The organism is Pseudomonas lactis (assembly GCF_001439845.1).
Classification (GTDB): Bacteria; Pseudomonadota; Gammaproteobacteria; order Pseudomonadales; family Pseudomonadaceae; genus Aquipseudomonas; species Aquipseudomonas lactis.
In genome coordinates, this window is the sequence record NZ_JYLO01000001.1 from 479,319 (window position 1) to 495,379 (window position 16,061).

The following is a 16,061-nucleotide window of genomic DNA, read 5'->3' on the forward strand; positions in this document are numbered from 1 at the left end:
GGGGTTAGGTATGCGCTTTCGCGCGTTGGTTGCTGTCGTGGGGGTGTTGCTTGCGGCAATGACTGTCAATGCTCTGGCTGCTTCACAGGTGAAAAGTGTTCGCCTGTGGCGAGCGCCGGATAATACGCGACTGGTGTTCGACCTGTCTGGCCCGGTCCAGCACAGCGTCTTTACCTTGACGGCGCCTGATCGCCTGGTGATCGACATCAACGGTGCCAGCCTGGCCGCGCCGCTGAAAGTCTCCACCGCCAACACGCCCATTACCGCCATGCGCTCGGCCCAGCGTACGCCGACCGACCTGCGTGTGGTCATCGACCTGAAAAAGGCCGTGACCCCCAAAAGCTTCTCCCTGGCCCCCAACGCCCAGTACGGCAACCGCCTGGTGGTCGACCTGTTCGACAACCCCGCCGACGCCGCACCGCCGCCTGCGCCAACGCCGAGCGTGGCGACGGTGCCTGCGGTGCCGGTCAACCCTTCGCAACCCCAGGTCAAGCTGCCACCACCGCCGCCTGCCCCTGCAGGCAAGCGCGACATCATCGTGGTGATCGACGCCGGCCATGGTGGCGAAGACCCTGGGGCTTCCGGCTCCCGCGGCCAGCATGAGAAAGACGTGGTGCTCGCCATCGCCCGTGAACTGCAGCGCCAGGTCAACGGCATGAAAGGCTACCGCGCCGAGCTGACCCGTACCGGTGACTACTTCATTCCGTTGCGTGGCCGTACCGAAATTGCCCGTAAGAAGGGCGCTGACCTGTTCGTGTCCATTCACGCCGACGCCGCGCCTTCAACCGCTGCCTTTGGCGCCTCGGTATTTGCCCTGTCGGATCGCGGCGCTACCTCCGAGACCGCACGCTGGCTGGCCGACAGTGAAAACCGCTCCGACTTGATCGGCGGGGCCGGCAACGTGTCCCTTGATGACAAGGACAAGATGCTCGCAGGCGTACTGCTCGACCTGTCGATGACCGCCTCGTTGACCTCCAGCCTCAACGTGGGCCAGAAAGTCCTGAGCAATATCGGCCGTGTGACCTCGCTGCACAAACAGCGCGTGGAACAAGCCGGGTTCATGGTGTTGAAATCGCCGGATATCCCGTCGATCCTGGTGGAAACCGGGTTTATCTCCAACGCCAACGAAGCGTCGAAACTGGCCAGCGCCAGCCACCAGCAAGCGTTGGCGCGCTCGATCAGCGCCGGTGTGCGCCAGTTCTTCCAGCAGAACCCGCCGCCGGGCACTTATATCGCCTGGCTGCGCGACTCCGGCAAAATCGCCCAGGGCCCGCGTGACCATCGTGTGCAGCCCGGTGATACCGTTGCCATGCTGGCGGTACGTTTCCAGGTCACGCCTGCAGCCTTGCGCAGCGCCAATAACCTGAAAACCGATGAGTTGAAGATCGGCCAGGTGTTGACCATCCCCGGCACTTCATTGGCGGCGCAGTGATGAGCGAATCCACCTTGAACAGCGGCTCGCGCATTGAATTGCTCAGCCCGCGCCTTGCCAACCAGATCGCCGCGGGTGAGGTGGTTGAGCGCCCGGCGTCGGTGATCAAGGAGTTGCTGGAAAACAGCATCGACTCCGGTGCCAAACGCATCGATGTCGATGTGGAGCAGGGCGGCGTCAAGCTGCTGCGGGTACGTGACGATGGCAGCGGTATCTCTTCGGATGACCTGCCCCTGGCCCTGGCTCGTCACGCCACCAGCAAGATCCGCGACCTGGAAGACCTGGAGCGGGTCATGAGCCTGGGCTTTCGTGGTGAGGCCCTGGCCTCCATCAGCTCCGTGGCCCGCCTGACCCTGACCTCCCGCACCCGCAGCGCCGAGCAAGCCTGGCAAGTGGAAACCGAAGGCCGCGACATGGCGCCTCGGGTCCAGCCGGCGGCCCATCCGGTGGGCACCTCGGTGGAAGTGCGCGACCTGTTCTTCAATACCCCGGCGCGGCGCAAGTTCCTCAAGGCCGAGAAAACCGAATTCGATCACCTGCAAGAAGTCATCAAACGCCTGGCGTTGGCGCGTTTCGATGTGGCCTTTCACCTGCGCCACAATGGCAAGACCATCCTTAGCCTGCACGAAGCCAACGACGACGCCGCCCGTGCTCGGCGGGTGGCGGCGGTGTGTGGCAGCGGCTTCCTGGAGCAGGCGCTGCCGATTGAGATCGAGCGCAATGGCCTGAGGCTGTGGGGCTGGGTCGGGTTGCCGACGTTCTCCCGCAGCCAGGCCGACTTGCAGTATTTCTTTGTGAACGGCCGGGCAGTACGCGACAAACTGGTGGCCCACGCGGTACGCCAGGCTTATCGCGATGTGCTGTTCAACGGGCGCCACCCCACCTTTGTGCTGTTCTTTGAGGTTGACCCTTCGGTGGTCGACGTCAACGTGCACCCGACCAAACACGAGGTGCGCTTCCGTGACGGGCGCATGGTGCATGACTTCCTCTATGGCACGCTGCACCGCGCCCTGGGCGACGTGCGTCCGGATGATCAGTTGTCCGCGCCGATTGTCACAGCGGTGGTACGGCCAAGCGGTCCGGAAGCCGGCGAGTTCGGCCCCCAGGGTGAGATGAGCCTGGCGGCCAACCTGCTGCAATCGCCACAGGCGCAGCCAGCCTACACGGCGCCAAATTCGGGTGCCGGTGCGGGTTATCAGTATCAGTACACGCCGCGCCCGCAATCGACGGTGCCGGTGGCCGAAGCCCAGGCGGCGTACCGTGAGTTTTTTGCGCCGCTGCCGGGTGCCGAGCCGGGTGCTGCTGTGGCGTTGCCCGAAGGCGGTGGTGATATTCCGCCGCTGGGCTATGCGCTGGCGCAGCTCAAAGGCATTTATATCCTTGCCGAAAACGCCCATGGCCTGGTGCTGGTGGACATGCACGCCGCCCATGAGCGGATCATGTACGAGCGCCTGAAGATCGCCATGGCCAGCGAAGGCCTCAGCGGCCAGCCGCTGCTGGTGCCTGAATCCCTGGCGGTGAGCCAGCGTGAAGCCGACTGCGCAGAAGAACATCACAGCGTGTTCCAGAAACTGGGCTTCGAGCTGCAACGCCTGGGCCCGGAAACCCTGGCGATCCGCCAGATTCCCGCGCTGCTCAAGCAGGCCGAGGCCAACCGCCTGGTGGCCGACGTGCTGGCAGACCTGATGGAATACGGCACCAGCGACCGTATCCAGGCGCATATCAACGAATTGCTTGGCACCATGGCCTGCCACGGCGCCATTCGCGCCAATCGCCGCCTGGCACTGCCGGAAATGAATGGCCTGCTGCGCGACATGGAAAACACCGAGCGCAGTGGCCAATGCAACCATGGCCGACCGACCTGGACCCAGATGGGCCTGGACGATCTGGACAAACTGTTCTTGCGCGGCCGTTGATGAGCGCCTTGCCCCCCGCCATCTTCCTGATGGGCCCCACGGCCGCCGGCAAGACCGACCTGGCCATCGAGCTGACCAAGGTGCTGCCTTGCGAGCTGATCAGTGTCGACTCTGCCCTGGTTTACCGGGACATGGATATCGGCACCGCCAAGCCGTCGAAAGCGCTATTGGCCCAATATCCGCACCAGTTGATCGACATCATCGACCCGGCGCAGAGCTATTCGGCGGCGGATTTTCGCACCGACGCCCTGGCAGCCATGGCCGAGATCACCGCGCGCGGCAATATCCCGCTGCTGGTGGGGGGCACCATGCTCTATTACAAGGCGTTGCAGGAAGGCCTGGCCGATATGCCGCCTGCCGATGCCCAGGTGCGCGCCGAACTGGAAGAAGAGGCTGCGCGCCTTGGCTGGCAAGCCCTGCACGACCAGTTGGCGGCGGTAGACCCGGTGTCTGCGGCACGTATTCACCCCAATGACCCCCAGCGGCTCACCCGCGCGCTGGAAGTCTGGCGTGTCAGTGGCCAGACCATGACTGAACATCGGCTGAAACAAAGTGCGCAAAGTGCTGACGCAGGCGCATCTGGACAGTCACAATTGCCCTATACTGTGGCGAATCTGGCCATTGCTCCGGCAAACCGCCAGGTGTTGCATGAACGAATTGCACAAAGATTCACATTAATGTTGGAACAGGGGTTTGTGGACGAGGTCGTAGCATTGCGTTCAAGAGGTGACCTGCATGCAGGGCTGCCTTCGATACGTGCTGTAGGCTACCGCCAAGTCTGGGATCATCTGGATGGCAAGCTGACGTCAGCCGAAATGCAGGAGCGCGGCATTATTGCCACGCGGCAATTGGCGAAGCGCCAGTTCACCTGGCTGCGCAGCTGGAGCGATTTGCACTGGTTGGATAGCCTGGACAGCGACAATCTGTCACGCGCCTTGAAATACTTGGGAACGGTCTCCATATTGAGCTGAGTCCTTGCAATTGCCGTCTATCCTTGGGGGTGTGACGGCCATAAGCTATCTATTTTCCGATTTTTTATTATTGATCCTTAAAGGAGTGCGGCACATGTCAAAAGGGCATTCGCTACAAGACCCTTACTTGAATACTTTACGTAAAGAGAAAGTTGGGGTTTCCATCTATCTGGTCAACGGCATCAAACTGCAAGGTACGATCGAGTCGTTCGACCAATTCGTTATCCTGCTGAAAAACACCGTCAGCCAGATGGTTTACAAGCACGCTATCTCGACAGTCGTTCCAGTTCGTCCAATCCGTCTGCCTAGCGCAGCAGGTGATGAACAGGGTGACGCTGAGCCAGGTAACGCCTGATAGGAGTCTCCTTTGTTCTTTGAGCGCCACGGTGGTGGTGAGCGAGTAATCCTCGTTCACTTGGATGGACAGGACCCTGAGGCGCGCGAAGATCCGCAGGAGTTTCAGGAGTTGGCAAATTCGGCCGGCGCCGAGACCGTTGCGTTTTTTAACGTACCGCGTCATCGGCCAACCGCCAAATACCTGATTGGCAGCGGCAAGGTCGAGGAACTGCGCGACCTGGTTCATGCCGAAGAAGCCGATCTGGTGATCTTCAATCACACCCTCACGCCCAGTCAGGAACGTAACCTCGAACGTGTTTTCGAGTGTCGCGTGATCGACCGTACCGGCCTGATTCTCGATATTTTCGCCCAGCGCGCCCGCACCCATGAAGGCAAGCTCCAGGTTGAACTGGCCCAGCTTGACCACATGAGCACGCGCCTGGTTCGTGGCTGGACTCACCTTGAGCGTCAGGGTGGCGGTATCGGCATGCGTGGCCCGGGTGAAACCCAGTTGGAAACCGACCGGCGTCTGCTGCGGGTTCGCCTGCGCCAGATCAAGGGCCGCCTGGAAAAAGTACGCAGCCAGCGTGAACAGTCGCGACGTGGCCGCTCCCGTGCGGATATCCCTACGGTGTCGTTGGTGGGCTACACCAACGCCGGCAAATCCACGCTGTTCAATAACGTGACTAAATCGGACGTGTACGCGGCAGACCAACTGTTCGCCACCCTCGACCCAACCCTGCGGCGTCTGGACATCGACGACCTGGGGCCGATTGTGCTGGCCGATACCGTGGGTTTCATTCGTCACCTGCCCCACAAGCTGGTGGAGGCATTTCGGTCTACGCTCGAAGAGTCGAGCAATTCCGACCTGCTCTTGCACGTGATCGATGCGGCCGAACCGGATCGCATGTTGCAGATTGAACAGGTGATGGTGGTACTGGGCGAGATTGGTGCCCAGGACTTGCCGATCCTCGAGGTCTATAACAAACTCGATTTGCTTGAAGGCGTTGAGCCACAGATCCAGCGCGACGAGAATGGCAAGCCCCAGCGGGTCTGGCTGTCGGCGCGAGATGGCAGCGGTCTGGAGCTGTTGGAACAAGCCATTGCCGAATTGCTCGGCAGCGATTTGTTCGTCGGCACCTTGCGCTTGCCGCAGCGTTTTGCTCGACTGCGTGCACAGTTTTTCGAGCTGGGCGCGGTACAGAAAGAAGAGCACGACGAAGAAGGTGTCAGCTTGCTGGCTGTTCGATTGCCACGCTCGGAACTCAATCGGCTGGTCAGTCGAGAGGGTGTTGTACCGGCAGAGTTCATCGAACAACACACTTTGCAATAAAAGCCTGAGAAAGCGGTTGTGCCGCAGTAGCAGGCATTCTGTAGCATTGGTCGGCGCGCCGTGGGTGCGTCTTTGCTTTATCAGATGGAGAGCGCTATGGCTTGGAATGAGCCGGGTGGCAACTCGAATAATCAGGATCCTTGGGGTGGTAAGCGCCGCAATAATGGCGACCGCAAGGGGCCACCGGATCTCGACGAGGCCTTCCGAAAGCTGCAGGAAAGCCTGAATGGGTTGTTCGGTGGTGGGAAAAAACGTGGTGGTGACGACGGCGGTCGCACAAGCAAGGGCGGTGGCTATGGCCTGCTGGGCCTGGGTCTTGTCGTGCTGGCGGCCGTATGGCTCTACAGCGCCGTGTACGTGGTAGACGAGCAGGAGCAAGCCGTGGTGCTGCGCTTCGGCAAGTACTACGAGACTGTCGGCCCGGGCCTGAATATCTATTTCCCGCCGATCGACAAGAAGTACATGGAGAACGTGACGCGTGAGCGTGCGTACACCAAGCAGGGCCAGATGCTGACCGAAGACGAGAACATCGTCGAAGTGCCGCTGACCGTGCAGTACAAGATCAGCAACCTGCAAGACTTCGTGCTGAACGTTGATCAGCCGGAAATCAGCCTGCAACACGCAACCGAAAGTGCCCTGCGCCACGTGGTGGGCTCCACCGCCATGGACCAGGTGCTCACCGAAGGTCGTGAGTTGATGGCCAGTGAAATCAAGGAGCGTCTGCAACGCTTCCTCGACACTTACCGTACCGGTATCACCGTTACCCAGGTGAACGTACAAAGCGCAGCGGCACCGCGTGAAGTGCAGGAAGCCTTTGACGACGTGATCCGTGCCCGTGAAGACGAGCAGCGTTCGCGCAACCAGGCTGAAACCTATGCCAACGGCGTTGTGCCGGAAGCCCGTGGTCAGGCCCAGCGCATCCTTGAAGATGCCAACGGTTACCGTGACGAAGTGGTTTCCCGCGCCAAGGGTGAGGCAGATCGTTTCACCAAGCTGGTCGCCGAGTACCGCAAGGCACCTGAAGTGACCCGCGAGCGTCTGTACCTGGACACCATGCAGGAAGTCTTCAGCAACACCAGCAAGGTTCTCGTGACCGGCAGCAAAGGTGGGCAGAACAACCTGCTGTACCTGCCGCTGGACAAGATGATCGAAGGTGGTCGTAGCGGCGCCAGTGCACCGTCCACCGGTTCGAATGCCGCTGCCAACGAAGCGAGCGCCCGTGCGGCCGCTGACTTGCTGCAACAGCAAACACGTACCAGGGAGAGCCGTTGATGAGCAATAAATCGCTGACCGCCCTGATTGTGGGCGTCGTCGTGGTCATCGCTGCCTGGAACTGCTTCTACATCGTCGCTCAGACCGAGCGTGCGGTGCTGCTGCAATTCGGTCGCGTGGTCCAGGCGGATGTCCAGCCGGGCCTGCATGTGAAAGTCCCCTACGTCAACCAGGTGCGCAAGTTCGACGCCCGCCTGATGACCCTGGATGCACCGACACAGCGCTTCCTGACCCTGGAAAAGAAAGCCGTGATGGTTGACGCCTACGCCAAGTGGCGCGTCAAGGATGCCGAGCGCTTCTACACCGCGACTTCCGGCCTCAAGCAGATTGCCGACGAGCGTTTGTCCCGTCGTCTGGAATCGGGCCTGCGTGACCAGTTTGGTAAACGCACCCTGCACGAGGTGGTATCCGGTGAACGTGATGCGCTGATGGCAGATATCACTCGCTCGCTGAACACCATGGCGGAAAAAGAGCTGGGTATTGAAGTGGTCGACGTTCGCGTCAAGGCCATTGACCTGCCCAAGGAAGTGAACCGCAGCGTGTTCGAGCGTATGAGCACCGAGCGTGAGCGTGAAGCGCGTGAGCACCGCGCTAAGGGTAACGAGTTGGCTGAAGGTATCCGTGCCGATGCCGACCGTCAGCGTCGTGTACTGCTGGCAGAAGCCTACCGCGAGTCTGAAGAGGCGCGTGGTGATGGCGATGCTCAAGCCGCGGCGATCTACGCCAAGGCCTACGGCCAGGACCAGGAGTTCTACGCGTTCTACCGTAGCCTGCGCGCCTACCGTGAAAGCTTCGCGAACAAAACCGACGTACTGGTGCTGGACCCAAGCAGCGACTTCTTCCGCTACCTGGAAAAGTCCAAGTAACCAGCCCGTGATTCTGTAAGGCGCACTCCGTCGGGCGGCTAAAATGCCTGGCGGGGTGATCCTTTCAGAAAACGGGTGTATGATGCGGCAGCCGGGAAATTCCCGGCTTTTTTGCGTCTGCATGTTTGATTCGGCAGGCGTGACAGGTTTTTCGAGGAAAGTGCCCGACGAGGCCGTTTGCAGGCCGTTCGTCACGTCGCTCTTGCGCGTGGTTTATGCAAGAGCCGGGTATTTTCTGCTTCACTCAAGGCTCGGCCGAGGGCTGGCCGCCCGGATCAAAGGGGAATGGCGTAATGGCAACGGTAGACCGCTGGCTGCTGCCAGATGGCATCGAAGAAGTACTGCCACCAGAAGCTGCGCGCATTGAAGTAGCGCGTCGTCAGGTGTTGGATCTGTTCCAGAGCTGGGGTTACGAGTTTGTCGTGACTCCCCATATCGAGTACCTGGAATCCCTGCTGACTGGCGCGGGCCAGGACCTGGATCTGCGCACCTTCAAGGTCATCGACCCGCAATCGGGCCGGCAAATGGGGTTCCGTGCCGACATCACGCCGCAAGTGGCGCGCATCGATGCGCACACCCTGCGTCGCGAAGGCCCGAGCCGCCTGTGCTACGCCGGCAGCGTACTGCATGCCCAGCCACGTGCGTTGTCGTCTTCCCGTAGCCCGATCCAGTTGGGCGCCGAGTTGTACGGTGACGCCAGCCCGAGCAGCGATGTTGAAGTGATCAGCCTGATGTTGGCCATGCTGCAACTGGCGGATGTGCCGGATGTGCACATGGACCTGGGCCACGTCGGTATCTACCGTGGCCTGGCGCGCGCCGCCGGGTTGTCCGGTGAAGTGGAGCAACAGTTGTTCGATGCCCTGCAGCGCAAGGCGATCGATGAAGTGATCGCCCTCACCGAGGGTGTGCCTGCTGAGCTGGCTGGTATGCTGCGCGCGCTCGTAGACCTGTGCGGCGGCCGTGAAGTGCTGGTGGCTGCGCGTGAGCGACTGGCCAATGCGCCGGCGCCGGTATTGGCGGCGCTGGATGATGTGCTGGCGATTGCCGAGCGCTTGTCGGCACGGTTCCCGGAGCTGCCGCTGTATTTTGATCTGGGTGAATTGCGCGGCTATCACTACCACACCGGTGTGGTGTTCGCGGTGTTCGTTCCGGGTGTTGGCCAGGCCATCGCCCAAGGTGGTCGCTATGACGATATCGGCGCCGACTTCGGTCGTGCGCGTCCGGCCACTGGTTTTTCCACCGATTTGAAAACCCTGGTGACCCTGGGGCGTGCTGAGGTCGAGCTGCCGTCTGGTGGCATCTGGATGCCCGACAGTACGGACGCAGCGCTCTGGCAGCAGGTTTGCCAGTTACGCCGTGAGGGTCAGCGTGTAGTCCAGGCCTTGCCTGGGCAGCCATTGGCCGCCGCCCGTGAAGCGGACTGCGACCGGCAATTGATTCAGCAGAACGGGCTTTGGCAAGTATCGCCACTGGCTTCTTGAGTTTTCCTGCCGGCCATCGCCGGCACCAAGTTTGCGCGAATGAGGACAAGTGTTATGGGTAAGAATGTCGTAGTCCTGGGCACCCAATGGGGTGATGAGGGCAAAGGCAAGATCGTTGATCTGCTGACCGAACATGCTGCCGCCGTAGTGCGCTACCAAGGTGGCCACAATGCTGGCCACACCCTGGTCATCGATGGCGAAAAAACCGTCTTGCACCTGATCCCGTCGGGTGTCCTGCGCGAAGGCGTGCAGTGCCTGATCGGCAATGGCGTGGTGGTCGCACCTGACGCCCTGCTGCGCGAGATCACCAAGCTGGAAGAGAAAGGCGTACCGGTGCGCGAGCGCCTGCGTATCAGCCCGTCCTGCCCGCTGATCCTGTCCTTCCACGTTGCGCTGGACCAGGCCCGTGAAAAGGCGCGTGGCGAGCTGAAGATCGGCACCACCGGTCGCGGCATCGGCCCGGCCTACGAAGACAAGGTCGCACGTCGTGGCCTGCGTGTGGGCGACCTGCTCAACATGCCGCGCTTTGAAGACAAACTGCGTGAACTGGTGGATTACCACAACTTCATGCTGGTGGGTTACTACAAAGAGCCGGCCATCGAGTTTGAAAAGACCCTGGCCGAGTGCAAGGAATACGCTGAGCTGCTCAAGCCGCTGATGCTCGACGTGACGGCCGAGCTGCACGACCTGCGTCGCGCTGGCAAGGACATCATGTTCGAAGGTGCCCAGGGTTCGTTGCTGGACATCGACCACGGTACCTACCCGTACGTGACCAGCTCCAACACCACCGCTGGCGGCGTTGCGACCGGTTCTGGCGTTGGCCCGATGTTCCTGGATTACATCCTGGGCATCACCAAGGCCTACACCACTCGCGTAGGTTCGGGCCCGTTCCCGACTGAGCTGTTCGACGACGTCGGTGCGCACCTGGCCAAGCAAGGTCACGAATTCGGCGCCACCACTGGCCGTGCTCGTCGTTGCGGCTGGTTCGATGCCGTTATCCTGCGTCGCGCTATCGATGTGAACAGCATCTCGGGCATCTGCCTGACCAAGCTGGACGTACTCGACGGCCTGGAAACCATCAACATCTGCACCGGCTACAAAGATGCTGAAGGTAACGACGTTGCTCCGACCGACGCTGACAGCTACGTGGGCCTGCAGCCTGTGTACGAAGAAGTGCCGGGCTGGACTGAATCGACCGTGGGCGCCAAGACCCTGGAAGAGCTGCCAGCCAACGCTCGTGCTTACATCAAGCGCGTCGAAGCGCTGATTGGCGCACCGATCGACATTATTTCGACGGGCCCGGACCGCAACGAGACCATCGTTCTGCGTCACCCGTTCGCGTAATAAGCTGTTGATGTAACAGGCAAAGGGCTCCTTAGGGAGCCCTTTGTCGTTTCTGCCTGGCAAGCGGCACGACCCTTGCTGTGTTTCCCTCTTTCGAGGTGCTATCAAATTAGTGGCACCCGTGGTGGAGGGATTTCCAGTGTCTGCCGTTCTCTCGTTGTTACAAAGCCGTCTATTGCGGCCGGTGTTCGTTACCCTTGGTATCGCTCTTTTGGTGCAAGTGCTGGTGGCCGTCGCGCTGACGCGGAGCACGGTGACGGCGCTGGAAGCCGATTTGGGCAATCGCCTGGGCATTGATAGCCAGAAGTTGTCTGGCGAACTGGCCCAGGCCGGTAAGGAAGTTACGTCCAGCCTGGACAGCCTGTCCGCCAGCACGCGCCAGCGCCTGACAGCCGGGCTTTCCACGCGCTTGCAGGAAGAGCAAAAGCAATTGCGTGCGACGTTGGAAAAAGACCTGCAGGACTCTGCCAATGACATGGCGCAGCTGCTGGCCTCGGTCGCGCCCCGCGCCATGTGGGACAGCGATGTACCTACGCTGTCGGAGTTCGCGCGCAGGGCCCAGCGCAACCCCAATGTGCTGTTCGTGGTGTATGACGACGCCGCAGGCGAGCACCTGACCCGATACCTGAACCGCGAAAACCCGATCAACCAGGCCCTGCTGGCAAAGGGCGCAGGGGAGCGTGCCCTGGATAAGGTGCTGGACGCGGCCAAGACAGACCCGTCCGTGTATTACGTCGAAGCCTCTATCAGCCCCAACGGTGTGGAGATCGGCAAGGTGCGCATGGGCGTGTCGACCGCGACGGTTGAAGCCGATCTGCAAGCCTTGGATAAGCGCTTTGCCGCGTTGATCGCCAGCGGTGACCAACTGGTGGGCGATAGCCTCAAGGGCGCCGCAGCTGACAGTGCCAGCGCCATGGGCGCCCGGCTGCAATCGGCGCAAGCCACTGCCACGCAAATGACGGCGAACACCGCGGCCGCCGTGCAAGAAGCGGCGGGCACCCTGCGCTGGCGCATCGGCATGGGCCTGGCACTGGTGGGGCTTGGCGTATTGCTGCTGATCGCTATCGTGCTGGGCCGGCGCGTGGTCAATCGCCTGAAGCTGCTGATTGCCGCGATGGATGACCTGGCGGCAGGTGAGGGTGACCTCACCAAGCGCGTGCAGATCAACAGCAAGGACGAAATCGGCGATATGGCCTCGGCGGTCAATCGCTTTGTGGATAAGTTGCAGCCCATCGTGCGGGAGGCGGGCGACGTGGCCCAGCGTACCGGCGTGGAAATCGGCGCCATGACGCTGCGCAATGCCGGCGCCGATGCGGCGGCGGGTTTGCAGCGTGATGAAGTGGCCGAGAGTTTGCGCGCCTTGTCGCAAATGGCCGACGAGGCCCAGGCCGAGAGCCACGCCATGCAGGCGGCCTTGCAGCAAGTGGTGGATATTCGCCAGGCCACGGATGAAAACTCACGGACTTCAGCCGAAGTCGGCAGCTTGATCGAGGCGTTGGCAGGGCAGGTGCAGGCCGGCTCCCAGGTGATCGAACGGCTGGCGCAGCAAAGCGAACAGATCGAAGTGGTGTTGACCGTGATCCACGGCATCGCCGAGCAAACCAACCTGCTTGCCCTCAACGCGGCCATCGAGGCGGCACGGGCTGGCGAGACTGGGCGCGGCTTTGCGGTGGTGGCCGATGAAGTGCGTGCGCTGGCCAGCAAGACTCAAAGCTCTACGGGCGATATCCAGGCGCATATCGTCGCGTTGCAGCAGGGCGCGCGTGAGGCCGTGGAAACCATCGGCAAGGCGGGGCGTCAGGCCAATGAGGGCTTGCTGGTGCTGCGCGACAGCGTGCGTTTGCAGCAGACGGTACAGGCTTCGGTGGAGCAGGTGCATGCGGCGATTGGCCTGGCGACGCGTGCGGCCGAGCATCAAGCCCAGGGCGCGCATGCGGTGCGTGGGCGCGTCGAGGTAATCCACGCCCAGGCCGAACGTGCGGCGCAGGCGGTGGTGGAGACGACGGCCAGTGGCAAGGTGCTGGATGGGTTGGCGGCGCAGTTGAAGGCGAGTTTGGGGCAGTTCAGGGCTTGAGGTTGTCTGGACCGGCCTCATCGCAGGCAAGCCAGCTCCCACATTCAACTGCATTCCAACGTTGGAACTCGGTCACTGTGGGAGCTGGCTTGCCTGCGATAGCTGTTTCAGCGACTCAGATACATCCGAGTCGTGAGCAGATACACCGGCAACCCCGACACCAGAATTAACAACGCCGCATACGGCGCCGCCGCCGCAAATTCCACATTCGAGGTATGCGCCCAGACGGCCGTTGCCAAGGTATTCAACCCGGTCGGACTGAGCAGCAGCGTGGCCGTCAGTTCCTTCATCGCATCCAGGAACACCAACGCAAACGCCGCACCCAATGCCGGGAATATGATCGGCAGGGTGACTCTGCAAAACGCACTGAACGACGATGCGCCTAATGTGCGCGCAGCCTCTTCCAATTGCGGCGCCGCTTTGTTCAGCGCTGTACGAATCGGCGCCTGTGCCAACGGCAAAAACAGCAGCGCATAAGCAATCAGCAATAACGCCGAGGTCTGGTACAGCGCCGGCACGTAATGCAGGGCGAAATACACCAGGGTCAGCGCAATCACCAGGCCGGGCAGGGCATGCAGTAAGTACGGTAAACGTTCGGCCCAGATCGCCAGTTGCCCTTTGTAGCGCACCACCAGCAACCCAACCGGCACTGCCAGTACCAGGCACAGTGCGGCGCCGCCCAGGGAGAGCGCCAGGGATGACAGCAGCGCCTCACCGATCTCGGCCATCGGAAACGCTGCCGACGAACCGACTGCCAGCCAATACCCGAGCATGCCCAATGGGATACCACTGCCGATGATCGCCAGCGCCAGGCAATACACCTGGCCCAATGGCGCCCACTTGCCCAGCCGAACCTGCTCGGCGTGTCGCGCCGCGCCCTGGCCGATGCGCACGTGCCGGCCTTTGCCGCGTACGCGCAGCTCCAGCCACAGCAGCGTCAGGCACATCACCAGCAGCACTGCCGAGAGCATCGCCGCATTGGCATTGCTGAATTCCAGTTCGAACTGCTGATAGATCGCAGTGGTGAAGGTCTGCAAGCCGATGATCGACAGCGCGCCGAACTCAACCAGCATGTGCAGTGCGATCAATAGTGAGCCAGCCAGCAGCGATGGCCACAGCAGCGGGAGTGTGATGCGAAAGAACACGCCCCAGCGGTTGAGCCCCAGCGTGCGGGCCGACTCTTCCAGGGAAGGGTCAAGATTGCGCAGCGTTGCCGCCACCGGTAGAAACACCAGCGGGTATTTGGACAGGCTCATCACCAGGATCGCGCCGCCGAGCCCCTCAAACTGGGCGCTCAACGACACCCAGGTAAAACTGCTGACGAACGCCGGCACCGCAAACGGCAGGCACAGGATCACGCCCCAGATGCGTCGTCCTGGCAGGTTACTGCGTTCCAGCAGCCAGGCCAGGGACAGGCCGATCACGCCGCAGGCCAGAGTCACGCCGACCATCAGCGCCAGGGTGTTGCGCAGCAGCCCGAACACATAAGGCCGCCACAGTAGATGCACCGCCTCCGTCCAGCCCGCCTGCCAGGCTTTGAGCCCTACATAGGCGAGCGGCAACAGGCTCAGGCCAACCAGCAACAGCACGGGCAGCAGCAGCCAGATCGACGGGCGTTTGCGACGGGGGGTGAACCCCGCGACGGAAAGCGATGGGTTCATCAGTTCAGGCCAACGTCACGTTCCAGTTCCAGGGCTTCTTCGGCGTTGCCCAGGTCTGCGGGGGTGACCTTTGGTGGCTGCAACTCGCTAAATGGCTTGAGGCCGCGGTTCGATTCCATGCCCTTGCGCAGCGGGTACTCGGCCGACGTGTTGGTGATCACGCGCTGGCCTTCTTCGCTGGCCATGAATGCCAGCAGTTGCTGGGCTTCTTTGGGATGCTTGCTGGATTTGAGTGCGGCAGCGGAGGACACGGTGATCAGGCCGCCCGCATCACCATCGGTGAAGTAGTGCAGCTGGGAGTCCAGATTGGTTTTTTCCTTTTTCAGGGCAAACCAGTAGTAGTTGTTCACCAGTACGGTGGCCACTTCGCCGTTTTCCACGGCCTTGAGGGCGACCATATTGTTGCTGTACACCTTGCCGAAGGCGCGCAGGCCGGTCAGCCATTCTTCCGCGGCTTCGCGACCGTGCAGCTTGATGATCGCCACGGCTTGTTCCTGGAACGCGCCGCTGGTGGGCACGAAACCGACCTTGCCTTGCCATTCGGGGCCGGCGAAATCCAGTACCGACTTGGGCAAGTCTTTTTCCGCAATCAATTTGGGGTTGAAGGCTACGACGCGGGTGCGTGCGGTCACGCCCATCCAATCGCCGTTTTTGCCCACGTAATCCTTGGGCAGCACATCGAGGGTGCTGGCATCGATTTTTGCCAACAGGCCTTGCTCGCCGAGTTTATTCAGAGGCGGTGATTCTTCGGTGTAGATGACGTCGGCAGGGGAGCGCTCACCTTCTTCGACGACCTGGCTGGCCAGCTGGTTGCTGCTGCCTTTGCGCACGTTGACGTGGATGCCGGTCTTGGCTTCGAAGGCCTTGGCGAGTTCATCGCCGACTTCTTTGTGTTGGCCGTTGTACAGGGTCAGGGAGACCTTGTCGGCAGAATGGGCCGCGGGCGAGAGCAGGGTCAGGCTGAGTAGGGTGAGGGTCAGGCCGCGCAGAAGGGATGTCTTGAGTCGGTTGTCACGGATCATCATCCGAAGGGTTCCTCGCTTATATGCAACAAATCATTGCAAGGATAAACGATAAATCTTCTCAAGTGCGGATGAGGGGGAAATCATCGGGGATGTTTTCAAACCCCGGAAACGAAAAAACCCGCTTTCGCGGGTTTGATCTGAATTTGGTGCCCAGGAGAAGACTCGAACTTCCACGACCTTGCGATCACCAGCACCTGAAGCTGGCGTGTCTACCAATTTCACCACCTGGGCATTATCTAACAACGTTGCCGCTGTTGATGGGGCGAACTATACGGCGGGGCTTTTGATCTGTAAACCCCTGATTCGAAAAATATAAATCAATTTTTCCGTTAAAAATCAAAGGCCTGAAA

Annotated in this window: 12 protein-coding genes and 1 tRNA gene; 10 read left to right on the forward strand and 3 right to left on the reverse strand. The window is 61.2% G+C overall.

Features of this window, described 5'->3' with window-relative positions; all coding sequences use genetic code 11:
• The first annotated feature begins 10 nt into the window (after nt 1-10).
• The 10 genes from TX24_RS02000 (at nt 11) to TX24_RS02045 (ending at nt 13,025) form a co-directional block, all read left to right on the forward strand.
• Nucleotides 11-1,432 (forward strand): N-acetylmuramoyl-L-alanine amidase, encoded by a 1,422-nt coding sequence (locus TX24_RS02000; RefSeq protein WP_003188054.1) that lies wholly within the window; start codon nt 11-13, stop codon nt 1,430-1,432.
• Nucleotides 1,432-3,348, forward strand: a complete 1,917-nt coding sequence (gene mutL, locus TX24_RS02005; RefSeq protein WP_032893843.1) for a DNA mismatch repair endonuclease MutL — start codon at nt 1,432-1,434, stop codon at nt 3,346-3,348. Before TX24_RS02000 ends, mutL begins: the two co-directional genes overlap by 1 nt.
• Nucleotides 3,348-4,319, forward strand: a complete 972-nt coding sequence (gene miaA, locus TX24_RS02010; protein WP_003188057.1) for a tRNA (adenosine(37)-N6)-dimethylallyltransferase MiaA — start codon at nt 3,348-3,350, stop codon at nt 4,317-4,319. The genes mutL and miaA overlap by 1 nt, the downstream gene beginning before the upstream one ends.
• A gap of 94 nt (nt 4,320-4,413) precedes the next feature.
• Nucleotides 4,414-4,674, forward strand: a complete 261-nt coding sequence (gene hfq, locus TX24_RS02015; RefSeq protein ID WP_003188059.1) for an RNA chaperone Hfq — start codon at nt 4,414-4,416, stop codon at nt 4,672-4,674.
• A 12-nt stretch (nt 4,675-4,686) separates the two neighbouring features.
• Nucleotides 4,687-5,988 carry a ribosome rescue GTPase HflX gene (gene hflX / locus TX24_RS02020; RefSeq protein WP_003188061.1) on the forward strand — a complete coding sequence of 434 codons (1,302 nt, stop codon included), beginning with the start codon at nt 4,687-4,689 and terminating at the stop codon, nt 5,986-5,988.
• Between the two features lie 96 nt (nt 5,989-6,084).
• Entirely contained in the window at nt 6,085-7,260 is a 1,176-nt protein-coding gene (gene hflK, locus TX24_RS02025; RefSeq protein WP_003188062.1) for an FtsH protease activity modulator HflK, read from the forward strand.
• Nucleotides 7,260-8,126 carry a protease modulator HflC gene (gene hflC, locus TX24_RS02030; protein ID WP_003188064.1) on the forward strand — a complete coding sequence of 289 codons (867 nt, stop codon included), beginning with the start codon at nt 7,260-7,262 and terminating at the stop codon, nt 8,124-8,126. Before hflK ends, hflC begins: the two co-directional genes overlap by 1 nt.
• A 293-nt stretch (nt 8,127-8,419) precedes the next feature.
• Nucleotides 8,420-9,607, forward strand: coding sequence for an ATP phosphoribosyltransferase regulatory subunit (locus TX24_RS02035; RefSeq protein WP_003188066.1), 1,188 nt, complete (start codon nt 8,420-8,422; stop codon nt 9,605-9,607).
• A gap of 54 nt (nt 9,608-9,661) precedes the next feature.
• Nucleotides 9,662-10,951 carry an adenylosuccinate synthase gene (locus TX24_RS02040; RefSeq protein ID WP_003188067.1) on the forward strand — a complete coding sequence of 430 codons (1,290 nt, stop codon included), beginning with the start codon at nt 9,662-9,664 and terminating at the stop codon, nt 10,949-10,951.
• A 139-nt stretch (nt 10,952-11,090) separates the two neighbouring features.
• Entirely contained in the window at nt 11,091-13,025 is a 1,935-nt protein-coding gene (locus tag TX24_RS02045) for a methyl-accepting chemotaxis protein (protein ID WP_034134756.1), read from the forward strand.
• 107 nt (nt 13,026-13,132) lie between these two features.
• On the opposite strand, the gene TX24_RS02050 is transcribed toward TX24_RS02045, so the two are convergent.
• The 3 genes from TX24_RS02050 to TX24_RS02060 form a co-directional block, all read right to left on the reverse strand.
• Nucleotides 13,133-14,686, reverse strand: a complete 1,554-nt coding sequence (locus tag TX24_RS02050; protein ID WP_034134757.1) for an ABC transporter permease — start codon at nt 14,684-14,686, stop codon at nt 13,133-13,135.
• Nucleotides 14,686-15,711 (reverse strand): extracellular solute-binding protein, encoded by a 1,026-nt coding sequence (locus TX24_RS02055; RefSeq protein ID WP_003188071.1) that lies wholly within the window; start codon nt 15,709-15,711, stop codon nt 14,686-14,688. Before TX24_RS02055 ends, TX24_RS02050 begins: the two co-directional genes overlap by 1 nt.
• 144 nt (nt 15,712-15,855) lie before the next feature.
• Nucleotides 15,856-15,942 (reverse strand) — tRNA-Leu (locus tag TX24_RS02060).
• Nucleotides 15,943-16,061: the final 119 nt, after the last annotated feature.